This window comes from Parerythrobacter aestuarii, assembly GCF_030140925.1.
Taxonomy (GTDB): Bacteria; Pseudomonadota; Alphaproteobacteria; order Sphingomonadales; family Sphingomonadaceae; genus Parerythrobacter; species Parerythrobacter aestuarii.
Window position 1 is genome coordinate 524,967 of the sequence record NZ_JARBWD010000001.1, and the last position, 14,483, is coordinate 539,449.

The 14,483-nt window shown below is 61.7% G+C and carries 15 protein-coding genes; 13 read left to right on the forward strand and 2 right to left on the reverse strand.

Annotated elements, in window-relative coordinates; all coding sequences use genetic code 11:
• The first annotated feature begins 46 nt into the window (after nucleotides 1–46).
• The 3 genes from QPW08_RS02605 (at nucleotide 47) to QPW08_RS02615 (ending at nucleotide 2,346) form a co-directional block, all read left to right on the forward strand.
• Nucleotides 47–541, forward strand: coding sequence for an energy transducer TonB family protein (locus tag QPW08_RS02605; protein ID WP_284124181.1), 495 nt, complete (start codon nucleotides 47–49; stop codon nucleotides 539–541).
• 141 nt (nucleotides 542–682) lie between these two features.
• Entirely contained in the window at nucleotides 683–1,441 is a 759-nt protein-coding gene (locus QPW08_RS02610; RefSeq protein WP_284124182.1) for a hypothetical protein, read from the forward strand.
• Between the two features lie 17 nt (nucleotides 1,442–1,458).
• Nucleotides 1,459–2,346, forward strand: a complete 888-nt coding sequence (locus tag QPW08_RS02615; protein WP_284124184.1) for an alpha/beta fold hydrolase — start codon at nucleotides 1,459–1,461, stop codon at nucleotides 2,344–2,346.
• On the opposite strand, the gene QPW08_RS02620 is transcribed toward QPW08_RS02615, so the two are convergent.
• Entirely contained in the window at nucleotides 2,343–2,603 is a 261-nt protein-coding gene (locus QPW08_RS02620; protein ID WP_284124185.1) for a hypothetical protein, read from the reverse strand. The two genes, QPW08_RS02615 and QPW08_RS02620, sit on opposite strands and share 4 nt — an antisense overlap.
• 521 nt (nucleotides 2,604–3,124) lie before the next feature.
• On the opposite strand from QPW08_RS02620, the gene QPW08_RS02625 reads away from it, so the two are divergent.
• From QPW08_RS02625 to QPW08_RS02650, 6 genes are all read left to right on the forward strand, one after another.
• Nucleotides 3,125–5,167 carry a ribonucleoside-diphosphate reductase subunit alpha gene (locus QPW08_RS02625; RefSeq protein WP_284124186.1) on the forward strand — a complete coding sequence of 681 codons (2,043 nt, stop codon included), beginning with the start codon at nucleotides 3,125–3,127 and terminating at the stop codon, nucleotides 5,165–5,167.
• 102 nt (nucleotides 5,168–5,269) lie between these two features.
• Nucleotides 5,270–5,638, forward strand: a complete 369-nt coding sequence (locus tag QPW08_RS02630; protein WP_284124188.1) for an endonuclease domain-containing protein — start codon at nucleotides 5,270–5,272, stop codon at nucleotides 5,636–5,638.
• An 85-nt stretch (nucleotides 5,639–5,723) separates the two neighbouring features.
• Nucleotides 5,724–6,611 (forward strand): VOC family protein, encoded by an 888-nt coding sequence (locus tag QPW08_RS02635; protein WP_284124189.1) that lies wholly within the window; start codon nucleotides 5,724–5,726, stop codon nucleotides 6,609–6,611.
• A 79-nt stretch (nucleotides 6,612–6,690) separates the two neighbouring features.
• Complete coding sequence (locus tag QPW08_RS02640; protein ID WP_284124190.1) at nucleotides 6,691–6,966, forward strand: hypothetical protein; 276 nt, start codon at nucleotides 6,691–6,693, stop codon at nucleotides 6,964–6,966.
• Nucleotides 6,967–6,979: 13 nt separating this feature from the next.
• Nucleotides 6,980–7,702 (forward strand): hypothetical protein, encoded by a 723-nt coding sequence (locus tag QPW08_RS02645; protein ID WP_284124191.1) that lies wholly within the window; start codon nucleotides 6,980–6,982, stop codon nucleotides 7,700–7,702.
• Between the two features lie 66 nt (nucleotides 7,703–7,768).
• Nucleotides 7,769–9,127: a GntP family permease gene (locus QPW08_RS02650; RefSeq protein ID WP_284124192.1), complete on the forward strand. Its 1,359-nt coding sequence runs from the start codon at nucleotides 7,769–7,771 to the stop codon at nucleotides 9,125–9,127.
• A gap of 46 nt (nucleotides 9,128–9,173) precedes the next feature.
• On the opposite strand, the gene QPW08_RS02655 is transcribed toward QPW08_RS02650, so the two are convergent.
• On the reverse strand, nucleotides 9,174–10,418 hold the full coding sequence (locus tag QPW08_RS02655; protein WP_284124193.1) for a GGDEF domain-containing protein: 1,245 nt from the start codon (nucleotides 10,416–10,418) through the stop codon (nucleotides 9,174–9,176).
• Nucleotides 10,419–10,775: 357 nt separating this feature from the next.
• On the opposite strand from QPW08_RS02655, the gene QPW08_RS02660 reads away from it, so the two are divergent.
• The 4 genes from QPW08_RS02660 to QPW08_RS02675 all read left to right on the forward strand — a co-directional run bounded on the left by QPW08_RS02660 (nucleotide 10,776) and on the right by QPW08_RS02675 (nucleotide 14,324).
• A complete protein-coding gene (locus tag QPW08_RS02660; protein ID WP_284124194.1) occupies nucleotides 10,776–11,843 on the forward strand; it encodes a ribonucleotide-diphosphate reductase subunit beta in 1,068 nt (355 codons plus the stop codon).
• 61 nt (nucleotides 11,844–11,904) lie between these two features.
• Complete coding sequence (locus QPW08_RS02665; protein ID WP_284124195.1) at nucleotides 11,905–13,020, forward strand: DNA cytosine methyltransferase; 1,116 nt, start codon at nucleotides 11,905–11,907, stop codon at nucleotides 13,018–13,020.
• A gap of 50 nt (nucleotides 13,021–13,070) precedes the next feature.
• Nucleotides 13,071–13,829 (forward strand): NotI family restriction endonuclease, encoded by a 759-nt coding sequence (locus QPW08_RS02670; RefSeq protein ID WP_284126283.1) that lies wholly within the window; start codon nucleotides 13,071–13,073, stop codon nucleotides 13,827–13,829.
• Nucleotides 13,830–13,874: 45 nt separating this feature from the next.
• Nucleotides 13,875–14,324 carry a hypothetical protein gene (locus tag QPW08_RS02675; protein WP_284124196.1) on the forward strand — a complete coding sequence of 150 codons (450 nt, stop codon included), beginning with the start codon at nucleotides 13,875–13,877 and terminating at the stop codon, nucleotides 14,322–14,324.
• Nucleotides 14,325–14,483: the final 159 nt, after the last annotated feature.

Genomic DNA, 14,483 nt, shown 5'->3' on the forward strand with positions numbered 1-14,483 from the left:
TGGTTGCGATTGGCCGATCATTCACTGTTTGACGGAGGATGATCCAATGAAGTCCCTTATCCATACCGCCGTGGCCTTGGCGCTTGGCGCCACCACACTGACCCCCGCCTTTGCCAACACCGCGCAGGAAGACATTATCGTATCGCCCAGCCGGGCCATGCAAGCCTGGCGCGCCGATGTGTCGCGCGACCTCAGTCGCAACCTCGACCTCGCTGACCGCTGGGGCCAATACAATTCCGACAGCGGCATTGTGCAGGTCCGCTTCACGCTCGACGAAAATGGCCGCCCGGTCGACCTTGAGACCTATCGCAGCTCGGGCTCGGTCAGCGCCGACCGCGCAGCCATGTGGGCCGTGCGTCGTCTGTCCGGCCTTGATGAAGGCCCTGCCCGGATCGGCAAGGGCACGACCTTCCAGGCCAATATCATCTTCGCGGAGACCCGGGCCGAGCAGGAGCAGCTATCCGAAAAGCTGGCCTGGATCGAGCGCAACCGCCTCGCCCTGGGCAGCATCGAACGCAATGTGATCGCGCTCGGCCAATAGGCCGATCCCGAACAGGGCGCGGCACGGTTGGCGCGTCCTGACCCCCTGGCCCCCAAAGGCCGGCATCGCCGCACTGCCGCCAAGGCAGCGCGGCGATGTCTGCTTGTTGGCGCGTGCCCGTTTGCGGGCTAGACTGGGCAGATGAATTATCCCGTCACTTTCGCCGCCTTGCGTCGAATGCTCGCGACCTCGCTGTTCGTCGCAGGGCTCGCCCTTGTATCGCCGCGCGCCGTTGCGACGCCGCCTGACAGCGTCAATATCGAAGACACCGTGATCGGTGCCAGCGCGACTCATCTGTTCGTGCTGCGCTCGACGGCAGACAATCTCGGTTCGCATTTCGACTATCGCGGCGAAGTGTGGCTGGTCTCGATCGCTGTCGCCGACGGCAGCGAGGAACACTGGCCCGTTTATGGTGTCAGCGCGACGACCGATTTCACGGATGACGGCGATCGGCGAGTGGTGACCACTGATCCGATGGAAGGCCAGGTCAACCCGTTTGCCATCATGGCCGATCGCAAGGCCACGCCCATGAACAACCGGCGCAGCGCTGAAGACCAGGCGCTGGTGGCTGCACGGATATCAGGCGATGTAGTCGAGCTGGGCGACTACACCATGGCGCTAGCGCCATCGCTCGATCGGATGCGCGCATCAGTCGCCGCGTTGGCGAGCCGGGTGGCCGATCCTCCAAGGATGGCCACTGTCCCGACCGCAGTGGTCTATGGCTGGAAGGCGTTCGAGCCGGACCTGTGCGGTTTCGAAGCTGTCGGTTGGCCGCTCTCGCCGGCGGATGGTTCACCCTCGTGGCAAGCTGTCCGCGTGACTTGCGAAGATCCGGATGTCATGGATATGACTTCACTCATCCAGATCGCTCACGAGAAACCGAAAGCGGCTGGCCAGTAGGAACAGGGGACATTCGCGTGCCAGAAATCACTGCCAACGGCATCACCATCCATTATGACGAGCACGGTCCGGCCGACGGCGAGCCGTTGCTGCTGATCATGGGCTTCGGCGCGCAGATGACCCTGTGGCCGCAGGACCTCGTCGATGCGCTGGCGGGTCACGGCTTCCGCGTCATCCGGCACGACAACCGCGACATCGGGCTCAGCCACAAGTTCCACGGGGTCAAGGCGCCGGGCATGGTGCGGCACACGATCTTCCGCAAGCTCGGGCTCAAGCCCAAGGTGCCCTACACGTTGGGCGATATGGCCGATGACAGCGCCGGGCTACTCGATGCGCTGGGGATCGATCGCGCGCATATCGTTGGCGGCAGCATGGGCGGGATGATCGCCCAGCACGTCGCCGCGCGCCACCCGCACAAGACCCGGTCGCTCACTTCGGTGTTCTCGACCACTGGCAACCCGAAGCTGCCGAAGGCGAAGAAGGAAGCGATGGAAGTGCTGGTGAAGCGACCCGAATCGCTCGATGAGGAAGTGTTGGTGGCGCACGGGATGAAGGTCGCCCGCACGATCGGCTCGCCGGCCTACCAGTCCTCTGACGAGAAGCTGGAGGAGCGCACCCGCAATGCCGTGCGCCGCAGCGTCTACCCTGAAGGCCCGCTGCGCCAGATGGCCGCGATCATCGCCGATGGCGAGCGCACCAACATGCTCAAGGACCTGTCAGTGCCGACGCTGGTGCTGCATGGCGAGGACGATCCGCTGATTCCGGTCGAGCATGGCCATGCGACTGCTGCGGCAATTCCCGGGGCCAAGATCAAGACTATCCCGGGATGGGGGCACGATTTGCCGGTCGAGCTGGCGAGCGAAATCGCGGATGCCATTGCTGCCCACGCGCGCGCGTCGGCTTAGGACTGTTCCGAATCGGCTGGGCTCAACGCATCCTTGCGGCGAAGGATTGCAGGGCGCAGGAAGCCCCACCAGATGGCATTCCACGGACCTGACAGCATCCAGCTGTTGCGATCGGTGACATAGGGAATGTCCGGCACGGGGATGAACCGGGCGTAGGCCGCGCAGGTCAGCACGAACCAGCCGATAGCGAGCGCGCTCAGCAGCTTTTCGTGGCGTAAGGCGAACCGCGCGAGCGGATCGACCAAGGCGTTCGGCATGATCACCTCCGGCAAGATCCCGATTCATTTATTGCACAAATCCGACAGCTTGAATCGCGGTTTGATTCAAAAGATTCAATCACCATATTTTTCTTCACAGATTGATTTTGGGGCTTGCGCGTCGCGCGACTCAAGGATTCCCCACGCGTCGCTGCGTGTGAGAAGAGTAACACACCTGGGGGCTGATCGGGTTTGTGTCGTTAAATCGACATTTACCCTCTTGCGCGCGAGTCCCGCCTGATTCAGTATCTAGTGGTTCGCTTGGACGGCGAACCCCAAAACCTAGTCTGGTTGGCCCGCCATCGCGGATTCCGCGTCAGGGGGAGGAGTCACTCCAGGTCAAGGCCCAAGGGGATCGTTCTGTGGGCGAAACGGGGGACAGTCAGGGGACGGCAAAAACCACCGGGACTGGCTTTCTGGCATAGCGTGGGCCCTTCGGAGATCGCTCTCGACTGTGCGGAACGAATGTGGAACAAAGGGCGGCTCGCGAGTCGCCTTATGGAAAAGAGCGGGGCGACGAGATGGATTTCAAGGCAGGAGATGACCGGGCTATGGATGCGGAAGCGCTGGATACGATCGATGCAGCTACCGATGCACCTGAAGCCAAGGCGCCTAAGACAGATTCGAAGAAAGCAGTAAGCATGGAAAAGCAGGATTCCGGGTCGGAAGAACTGGTCGCCGAGGCAGCTGCCGGCGCGATTGCTGAAGCGGCGAAGGCTGCTGCCAAGCCCGCCGATGACAGCAAGAAGGTCAACGACCGCCGCTTCACCATCGCCATCGACGAGTCGCGCGATGCCAATTTGACCGAATTCGGCAAGGAAACGCTGATCGACCGCTACCTGCTCCCGGGCGAGAAGTTCCAGGACCTGTTCGCGCGCGTTGCCGATGCTTATGCCGACGATCAGGACCACGCCCAGCGGCTCTATGACTACATCTCGCAGCTGTGGTTCATGCCGGCGACGCCGGTGCTCTCCAACGGCGGCACCAACCGCGGACTGCCGATCAGTTGCTACCTCAACTCGGTGTCCGACAGCCTGGACGGCATTGTCGGGACCTGGAACGAGAATGTCTGGCTGGCGTCGAAAGGTGGCGGCATCGGCACCTACTGGGGCAATGTTCGCGGCATTGGCGAGCCGGTCGGCCTCAATGGCAAGACCAGCGGCATCATTCCGTTCGTCCGCGTGATGGACTCGCTCACTCTGGCGATTTCGCAGGGCTCGCTGCGACGCGGCTCGGCGGCCTGCTACATCGACATCCACCACCCGGAGATCGAGGAGTTCCTCGAAATCCGCAAGCCCAGCGGCGACTTCAACCGCAAGGCTCTCAACCTGCATCACGGCGTGCTGCTGACCGACGAATTCATGGAAGCGGTCCGGGCCGGCGAGGAGTTCGAGCTCAAGTCACCCAAGACCGGCGAAGTGCGCGGCAAGGTCGATGCCCGCTCGCTGTTCCAGAAGCTGGTCGAAACCCGCCTTGCCACTGGCGAGCCTTACATCGTGTTCTCCGACACCGTGAACCGCATGATGCCCAAGCATCACCGCGATCTCGGCCTCAAGGTGAGCACCTCGAACCTGTGCTCCGAAATCACCCTGCCGACCGGGATCGACCATCTCGGTAACGATCGCACGGCAGTGTGCTGCCTCAGCTCGCTCAACCTCGAAAAGTGGGACGAGTGGAACGGCGAGAAGCGCTTTGTCGAAGACGTCATGCGCTTCCTCGACAACGTGCTGCAGGATTATATCGACCGCGCGCCCGACGAGATGGCGCGGGCGAAATATTCCGCTGCCCGCGAACGCTCGGTCGGCATGGGGGTGATGGGCTTCCACTCCTTCCTGCAGTCGAAGAACCTGCCGCTCGAAGGACCGATGGCCAAGGCCTGGAACATGAAGATGTTCCAGCACATCAACGCCAAGGCTTGCGAAGCCTCGATGCTGCTGGCGCAGGAACGCGGCGCGTGCCCCGATGCGGAAGAGATGGGCGCGATGGAGCGCTTCAGCTGCAAGATGGCGATCGCGCCGACCGCGTCGATCAGCATCATCTGCGGCGGTACCAGCGCCTGCATCGAACCGATCCCGGCCAATATCTATACCCACAAGACGCTGTCGGGCAGCTTCATCGTCAAGAACCCCTATCTCGAAAAACTGCTCAAGAAGAAGAGCAAGGATTCGACCCAGGTGTGGAACTCGATCCTCGAGAAGGGCGGCTCGGTCGCGCATCTCGACTTCCTGACGCCGGAAGAGAAAGCGGTGTTCAAGACCAGCTTCGAGATCGACCAGCGCTACCTGCTCGAATTCGCTGCCGACCGCGCGCCCTATATCGACCAGGCCCAGTCGCTGAACCTGTTCATCCCGGCCGATGTCGACAAGTGGGACCTGATGATGCTGCACTTCCAGGCGTGGGAGAAGGGCATCAAGTCGCTCTATTACCTGCGCTCGAAGAGCGTCCAGCGCGCCGGTTTCGCCGGCGGGGTGGAAGCCGACAACACCAAGGACGCGACCAAGTTCGAACTGAGCGCGGCCGCTGGCGAGCAGACCGATTACGAGGAATGCCTGAGCTGCCAGTAAGGCGGGCGCATTCGACCCTCACCCTCCCACCACTTCGCGCCGGGCCCCTCCCTCTCCCGATGGGAGAGGGAAAGAGGCGCGAAGCGCCGAAAGGGTGAGGGTGTGAAGCAATACGGCAAGGGCACCTCCGGCACGGTCGATCGCGCGCGAATTTTGCGGCGTGATATGACCGAGGCCGAGAAGCTCCTGTGGCTCAAATTGCGCAAAGCGTTTCCTGAGGCGAAGTTCCGGCGGCAGTCGCCGGTACCGCCCTACTGCGCAGACTTTCTGAGTTACCGGCACAAGCTGGTCATCGAAGCCGACGGCGGTCAGCATGATCTGAACGATCCGGCCGAAATCGCGCGCACCCGGCATCTTGAACGACAAGGCTTCCGCGTCCTGCGCTTCTGGAACCACGATATCCTTGCCAATATCGACGGTGTGCTGGAAACTGTTCGACACGCTATTTGTGGAGGCAATAATGCCCAGTGACCCTCACCCTTTCGGCGCTAAGCGCCTCATTCCCTCTCCCACTGGGAGAGGGAGGGGCCCGGCGCGAAGCGCTGGGAGGGTGAGGGTGACAGGCGTTTTGGCCGCCCTCCTCGCTCTCGCCGCCACTCCCGCGCTGGCCCATCCCGAACATGACGAGCCCGCCGCGGCACCAGCGATGGAGCCGCGGCTTTCGTTTGTGACGCTGGGCGTGGCCGACATGGAGCGCGCCATCGCTTTTTATCGTGACGGGCTCGGGTTGCCGATGGAAGGCGAGGGCGAGGCCGACGGCATCGCTATGTTCAAGCTCGGCTCCACCCGCCTCGCGCTCTATCCACGCGGTGAGCTGGCGGCGGATGCGACTGTGCCCGATGCGCCCAACGGGAATTTCTCAGGTATTACCCTGTCGCACAATGTGGCTTCGAAGGAAGCGGTCGATACCCTGCTGGCCAAGGCGACAAGTCTTGGTGCCAAGCTGCTCAAGCCGGGGCAAGATGCGTTCTGGGGCGGCTACTCCGGCTACTTTGCCGACCCTGACGGGCATCTGTGGGAAGTGGCGTGGAACCCGTTCCTGCCGCTTGATGATCCCGCCGGCCTGCCGCCGCGCGGGCCGGGCTCCAACACCGCGCTGACCGCGCCGATCACGGTCGGCGGTCCCTTGAGCGTCATCATTTCGGACGTGGTCATCCCTGCGGGCGGGCAGGTGCCGCGGCACTGCCATCCGGGGCAGGAATTCCTCTACATGGTCGAAGGTAGCGCGACCCATGTCGAGCATGGCAAGCCCGACCGGCAGCTGGGACCGGGCGATGCCTATGTCATCCCAGCAGGCGCGATCCATTCGCCCATCGGTGGGCCCGAGGGCGGCCGCGCAGTGGTGTTCCGGGTCCATGTCGAAGGCCAGCCCGAGCGCGTCGCCGTGCCCGAGGGTGACGACAACTCGGCCTGCCTCGTTGCGGGAGGCGATCATGGCGAATGACCGTCACCCTTTCGCACCTTCGGTGCTCTTTCTCTCTCCCAATGGGAGAGGGAGGGGCCCGGCGCTAAGCGCTGGGAGGGTGATAGGTGTCATCGCTGCCACCCTCGTCCTTGCCGCCTGCGCGAACCAGGTCGATGCCGGGGTAAGCACGGAAGCAGGCGCGCCCGGCTTCTGGTGGGGCCTGTGGCACGGCTTCGTCTTCCCCTGGGCCTTTATCGGCTCGCTGTTCGACCCCGATATCGCGGTCTACGCCGTGCCCAATCGTGGCGGCTGGTACGATTTCGGCTTCTTCCTCGGCATCACCGTGCTGGGCGGAGGGAGCTTCTTCGGTTCCAAGAAGCGCCACAAGGACTGACCGACTCATACCCATGACCATGGCCCAGTTGACGACACCGGCTGCGCTGGAAGCGGCGGCATGGGGCGGGGCGCTGGGAGCAGTCGGCGCACTGGGGTTTTATGCAGTGCGCGATCGCGCGGTCCTGCTCGAACGCTGGCAGCATTGGCGCTCGTTGCAGCGAGGGGAACTGGTTCCGCCGTTCCAGCCGAGCGAGCCGGACGACTATGTCGAATTTCCGGTGACCGAGGAAGAGCGACGCCGGCTTCCGTTCGTCACCGCCTGGTTTGCCTTTGTCGGGGCCTGTTTCGGCCTGTGGTCGTCAAGCGGCTCCGAATGGCCGATGGTGGCGCTTGCCATCGCTGCCCCGGTCAGGGAGTTGTTTGCCGCGATCTGGCGCCCGGCCCCGGACGTAATCGATACCCTGGCAATCGAGCGGGAACCGCCACCGTCGCTGGGCAAGCGGCTGTTCGCTGCGCTGGGGGCAATCGCGGCGATCGGTTTGGCCGTTGCCGTGTCACTGGGTACCGATGTGTTCGGCGATTTCGATCCGGGTATCGAAGCCGGGCAAGTCTTCCGTTTCTTCTGGATCGCGGCATTCCTCGCTGCGTTGGGGGCGTGGCTGAGGCGGCAACGGACGGGCCCGCCCCAAGGTGCCGACGAATTCGAGCTGGAGGAATGGCACAAGGAAACGGCCATCGCGCTCATCGTTGCCGTCGCGCTGGGATTTGTCGGCACCATTGCCTGGCTGGCTTGATTCGCATGGGCTGAGGATGCACGCTCTACGATAGCCTGATGACAGGCGAACGGGGGGAGGGAATCCATGCTGGGAATGATCGGCCTGTTGGCCGGGCTGGCGCTGTTGATCTGGCTGGCGCTGCGTGACGTTAATATCATCTTCGCCTCAGTGATCTGTTCGCTGGTGGTGATTGCCACCAATGCGTTGCCGCTCGCCGAGAGCCTGACGCAGGCTTACACTTTTGGCGATCTTGGTGCCTTTACCTTTGCCGGGCGGTTTTTCCTGCTGTTTGCGGCAGGCGCTGTGTTCGGCAAGGTGATGGGCGAGAGCCATGCCGCCACTGCCATCGCCATGGCGCTGGTTCGTCGGCTCGGCGCGCACCGGGCGCTGTGGATCACAGTGCTCGCCTGCGCGCTGCTCACTTATGGCGGGGTGGTGGTGTTCGTGGTGATCTTCGCCATGTACCCGCTTGGCCTGCGGCTGCTGAAGGAAGCCGATATTCCCAAGCGGCTGTTCTGCGGTGCGCTGGCGCTGGGCGCGGGCACGTTCACGCTCACTGCGCTCCCCGGTACGCCCTCGATCCACAATGTAATCCCTACGCTGACACTGGGGACGGACCTCTTCGCTGCCCCGCTGCTGGGCCTGTTCGGCGGTACCATCATGTTCGTGCTGGGGATGGCCTATCTCGAACGCGAGCGAGTGAAGGCGCAGGCGGCCGGCGAACGGTTCGAGCCCGGCCCACGCGATGTCATTCCGGATCTTGATGAGGTCGCGCATGACCTGCCGCATTGGGCGCTCGCCCTGCTGCCGCTGGTGCTGGTGATCGGCACAATCCTCGCGCCGCGACTAGCCACGATGCTGGGCGTCGGTGCGGACGTGCCGTTGATCGCTTTCGCCAGCGGCCAGCCGATCCTGTGGCCGGCCATCGCGCTGATCCTCGGCAGCGTCGTTGCGCTCGGGTTGTTCCCCGCCGTGCGCCGCCGCCCGCTTGGCGTATTGGGCGAAGGGACGCAGGATGCGATCCTGCCGCTGATGGCGACCAGCGCGGTGATCGGTTTCGGCGGGGTCGTGGTGCAGACCGCCGGTTTCGCCAGCTTTACGCAGTTCATGCTCGGTGCCGACGTGCCGCCGCTGCTTTCGATGTTCGGGGCCATCAGCACGGTTTCAGGGATTACCGGCTCGGCCTCGGGCGGCTTGCAGATTTTCATGGCAACTCTGGCGGAGCCGTATCTCGCGCTGGGTATCGAGCCCCAGGAGCTGCACCGGCTCGTCGCGATGGCCAGCGGCGGTTTCGATTCGCTGCCGCACTGCGGGGCGGTGATCGCGATGCTGACAGTGACCGGCCTGACGCACAAACAGGCCTACAAGGATGTCGGCATGGTCACCGTGGTCGTGCCGGTCGTAGCCACGCTGGCAACGATTGCGCTGGCGATGGCGACCTGACGGAGGACCGGGCACCGGCCCAGCCCAACCCAACCCAGCCCGGCGCTTAGCTCGCCAGCCGATCGACCCTGAGCTCGATGCGTTCGGACAGGACCACCTGGTCGCGCCCGGTTTCCTTGGCATGATAGAGCGCGCGGTCGGCCCGGGCGGTGAGGTTGCACAGGTCGACCTTGGCCCCGGCACCGGTTGAAGCGACGCCGATGCTGGCAGTGACCGATTGCGCTTCATCGCGCCGGACCGGGATCTTGAGCGCGCGGATTTCGTGGCAGACCAGTTCGGCAAAGGATTCCGCATCGGCGATCGTGTGGCAATGCAATGCGCCGATGAACTCTTCGCCGCCGAAGCGGGCGACATGGCCGCCATGCGCATTGAAAGCATGGTCGAGGCAGCGCGCCACCGCACGCAGGGCGCGGTCGCCGGCGGGATGCCCGTAATTGTCGTTGAAGGCCTTGAAGTGATCAAGATCGATCATCAGCAGCGATACCCCGCTCAGCTCTTCCGGCGGCGGGTTGGCATAGGTTTGCAGGAATACGCTGCGAAACGCGCGGCGGTTGGCGAGCCCGGTCAGCCCATCTTTCTCCGACAGTTCGCGCAGGACCTGCACAGTCTGTTCCAGTTCGCCCTGGATGAACTTGTCGCGCACGGCATAGAGATAGGTGCGGGCACGCAATTCGCCGTTGCGAATGGCGATGGCGAGGATGGCACCGGCCACGATCAGCGTCATGACCAGGTGTTCCAGCATCAGCCCGGCCGGCAACGGGTTGGGCCAAAGGCCAATCGCCAGCGTGGCGGTGCAGAACGCGACCATGAAGGCGATCGCTTCGTCGAGCACGAAGGGCAGCAGCAGCCCGGCCATGCCAAGCAGGAAAGTGGTCGCCATGGTGTAGCGTGTCGCGTTGACCGGATCGGCCAGGCTGGCGAGGTGGACCGTAATGGTGCCGAAGGCGACGATGGACATGCCAGCGACCAGTTTCAGCGGGCGCAGGCTCCACCGCTTGGCAAAGATCACGCCCAGCAGCGCAGGCGGGATGACCAGCAGGCCCCGCAGCAGCGCACCACGCATAGCCTGGTCGGACAGCGCCACTACGTCGATGGCAATGGAAAGTATTGCCACGATCAGGCCGATCACCTGGAGGTGGTAGAGCACCTGGCGGGCATCGCTTTCGCGGGATCGCCCGTAGTCTTGCTTGAGCACTGGCGGCCATTGCGAAAACCGCCACTGTTCCGCCACTGCGCGCTGGACGGCCAGCTCTAGTTCGGAGCGCTTGGGTTCAGGCTGGAGAGCGGACATGCCCGGGGTTACGATCCTCGTGTGTTCTGCGCGGGCAGACACGGCGCGACCCGTGGCTCACCCCCTGCCCAATGGGTGAAGTGCCACTATGCCGCGATACCCCTAAGAATTGGTGTCTTGCACGGTACCCTGGGTTAACCATTGTAACGCGCAGCAGACCGTTTTGCGCTGGCCCCCAAAGCGGGCATGGTGTAAGGAACGAAAGCAGAACTCGCCGGATGGCCCCATCGCCGTCGCGCTGACCCAGGTGGGCCATCAAAGGCGTGGATAAGCCCCGGACTTTGGGCCGGGCTTGCTATCGAATCAGCGGTGTGATTCATACAGTGAGAATTCACGCCAAACCCACGGAGACACAAGATGTCGTTGCTCGAAGCCCGCAAGACCTACAAGCCCTTTGAATATCCGTGGGCCTACGACTTCTGGAAACGGCAGCAGCAGATCCACTGGATGCCCGAAGAAGTGCCGCTGGGCGAGGATTGCCGCGACTGGGCGCAGAAGATCACCGAGCATGAGCGCAACCTGCTCACCCAGATCTTCCGCTTCTTCACCCAGGCCGATGTCGAGGTGCAGGATTGCTACCACGACAAATACGGCCGCGTGTTCAAGCCGACCGAGATCAAGATGATGCTGACCGCGTTCAGCAACATGGAGACGGTCCACATTGCGGCCTATTCGCACCTGCTCGACACCATCGGCATGCCTGAAAGCGAATACAGCGCCTTCCTCGAATATGAGGAAATGAAGGACAAGCACGACTTCTTGCAGCAGTTCGGCGTGGACACTGACGAGGATATCGCGCGCACGCTGGCGGCGTTCGGCGGCTTCACCGAAGGGCTGCAGCTGTTCGCCAGCTTCGCCATGCTGATGAACTTCCCGCGCTTCAACAAGATGAAGGGCATGGGCCAGATCGTCAGCTGGTCGGTCCGCGACGAGAGCCTGCACTGCGAAGGCATCGTGCGGCTGTTCCACGAATTCGTGCGCGAGCGCGACTGCCTGACCAAGGCGGTGAAGGAAGACCTGATCGACATCTGCCAGAAGACCGTGCGGCTGGAGGATAACTTCATCGACCTCGCCTTCGAAATGGGCCCGGTCAGCGGCATGAGCGCGAAGGAAATCAAGAAGTACATCCGCTACATCGCCGACTGGCGGCTGGGCCAGCTCGGCCTGCAGCCGATCTACATGGTCGACGACCACCCGCTCCCCTGGCTCGCCCCGCTCTTGAACGGCGTGGAGCACGCCAACTTCTTCGAAACCCGCGCGACCGAATATTCCAAGGCCGCGACCAAGGGCAACTGGAACGACGTGTGGTCGACCTTCGACAAACGCAGCAAGGCCAAGGCCGCCAATGAGGAAGAGGCGGTGGACGAGGGGCCGGATATGTTTGGCGACGAGGGCGGCAGCGCCGGGAGTGTGGCGGCGGAGTAGGGGGCATTGACAATTGCACGTTAGCGATTGAGAACAGAGATGGAACATCGAGGATTGGTTTATGCCTACTGTTGTTGATCTCTTTTGCGGTGCTGGCGGTCTAAGTTGCGGGTTTGAGCGGGCGGGATTTGCGGTGCTCGCCGGCTGCGATGTCGACCGAACCTTTGGCGAGACTTTCGTCAACAATCATGATGGCGCTCGGTTTTTTCATGGCCCAGTTTCGCAATTTCGCGATGGCGTCCTGCTGAGAGAGTTAGATCTTAGGCCTGGTGAATTGGACGTACTAGCTGGGGGGCCTCCGTGTCAGGCCTATAGTGTGTACAATCATAGCCGAGGTATGGCCGATCCAAGGTCGAGGCTGTTTGAGGACTATCTTAGGATTGTCAAAGACTTGAAGCCGAAGTGGTTGGTCATGGAAAACGTGACCGGGATTCTTTCTATAGAGAAAGGGCAGCTCGTTGAACGTATCAAGCAAGCGATTCGAGACATCGGCTACCGTCAAGTAGAACATTTCGTTCTAAAGGCAGAGAAATATGGTGTCCCGCAGGAGAGAAGGCGGGTTGTATTTATTGCTAACCGTATCAACCAACCTGTTTCAGAACCGGCGCCTACTTGTCGCGGAGCCGACGAGTTTGTGAACATTTGGGATGCGATTGGCGATTTACCACCGATGCATCCAGACAGTCGTGTGGACGAAGCGGTGCCGTACGCTTGTGAACCAATGACTGAATTCCAACTGGAGATGAGGGGGAATAGGACCCTTGTGAGGTCTCACAAAAGTCCTCGGTTGGGAAAAATAAATCAAGAGCGCTTGAAGTATATTCCTGAAGGTGGCTCTTGGCGGAACATCCCCTTTGATCTTCTTCCTGCCGGTATGAAAAAGGCGAAGCGAAGCGATCATACCAAAAGATACGGTCGACCGAAGAAAACAGACCTATCTTGCACTATCCTCACTAAGTGCGATATTCACTGGGGGGCGTACATACACCCCATCCAGAATAGGCCGTTTAGCGTGCGTGAAGCGGCACGTATTCAGAGTTTTCCGGATAGCTTTGTTTTTTCCGGTAGCATGACTGAGCAATTCGTTCAGATCGGGAACGCTGTGCCGCCGAGGCTGGCTTTCGCTCTAGCAACTCATATTCTCCCCACGCTCGCAACAGAATCGATAGCTGCATAGTGATATTTCCAGAAGAGGTTCTGTACGAAGTATTGGGTCACCCGCCACATGTGGGATTTGATCCTGTCGACTCACAGTATGTCTGCCCATTTATTGGTTCTGAGTGCACGAAGCGCGGAGGCAAGGAGGGAGACAAGCCATATCCCGTTTGTGCGATCTCCACGTTGAAGTATGGGCCAATATGCGTCTGCCCGAAAAGGTTTCATCAAACCCCCTATCTTAGGGACGTTATGGACTTGGTTTGGCCTGGGAAACCGTACGACGAACTCTCGGTCTCTAACGAAGTCACTATGAGGGGTTTCGGTCGAGTTGATCATGTGATTTCGGAAATCCGCGATGGAGAGATCGACAAGTTCGTTTCTGTTGAATTGCAATCTATCGATTTCAACGGCTCGGTTTGGCCCGTCTATGATGCAATGCGGAATGGCGAGATCGTCGATAAAAGGCCGAGCGCTGGTCCGAACTGGAAAAACGTGTCGAAGCGCTACATCAATCAACTCATATCAAAGGGCTTTTTCCACCATCACTGGGGCACCAAAATTTATGCAGCGATCCAGGATAAGGTCTACGACTATTTCCGCAAAGATGCCGATTTTCCGACATTCTCTGACCATACAGACCCTCGACTAAACGTCGTCTTTCTCATCTACGAGTTGCGAGACGATCCGGTCGGAAAGCATAGAGGTGTAATCAGTCTTAAGAAAGTTGAAGCAACTCATCACTCAAACTTGCAGAATGCGGTTCTGTATAAGTCGACCCCTGAGAAAAGCGCTTTTGAGCGCGCAATACTCGGTTCACTGAACCGTTAGCCAATCCATTTTCCTACATCGTCAAGATCTGCTTCACCCTCGCGGATGAAGCGCTATCCGCCGCCGCCAGCCCCTCCCACTGCCCCGCCGACCCGTCGCCGCATTCCGGCCTTCCACCCCGTGCCCGTCGCCGCGCGCAGGGACGGGTGGACGCCGGCGCGGCAGGCGGCGTTTATCGGGTACCTGGCGGAGACGCGCTCGGTGGCGGAGGCGGCGAAGCGCGTGATGATGGGGCGCGAGAGTGCCTATCGCTTGCGCAAGCGCCCCGGCGCGGCGGGGTTTGCGGCGGCGTGGGATGCGGCGCTGGGAAAGTCACACGCGGCCGTGACCCTGGCCAGTGCGAAAGCCACAGACCTGCCCGCGCATTACCGTGTCCGCACCGGCCTTGCCTGCATCATCATGAAGAACGGGCTCTATCGCGGAACCCATTGGAAAGAGGATGAAAATGCGCTGCTCCAGCATCTCGCGCAGATCGACCGTGGGCTGGGATCGTGAGGCGCGCTCGGGCGAAAGTCACAGCCCCTAAAACTTCGTTCCGCGTAACGTTTCTTGTTTGGCCTCAGGCGCCGGCGTGCGCATCCGCTCAGTTGTCCTCGCTTCGCTCGTTCAGCTTCGCTTCGGCTATCCTCCGGGGACCCGACCCCTGCGGGGCCA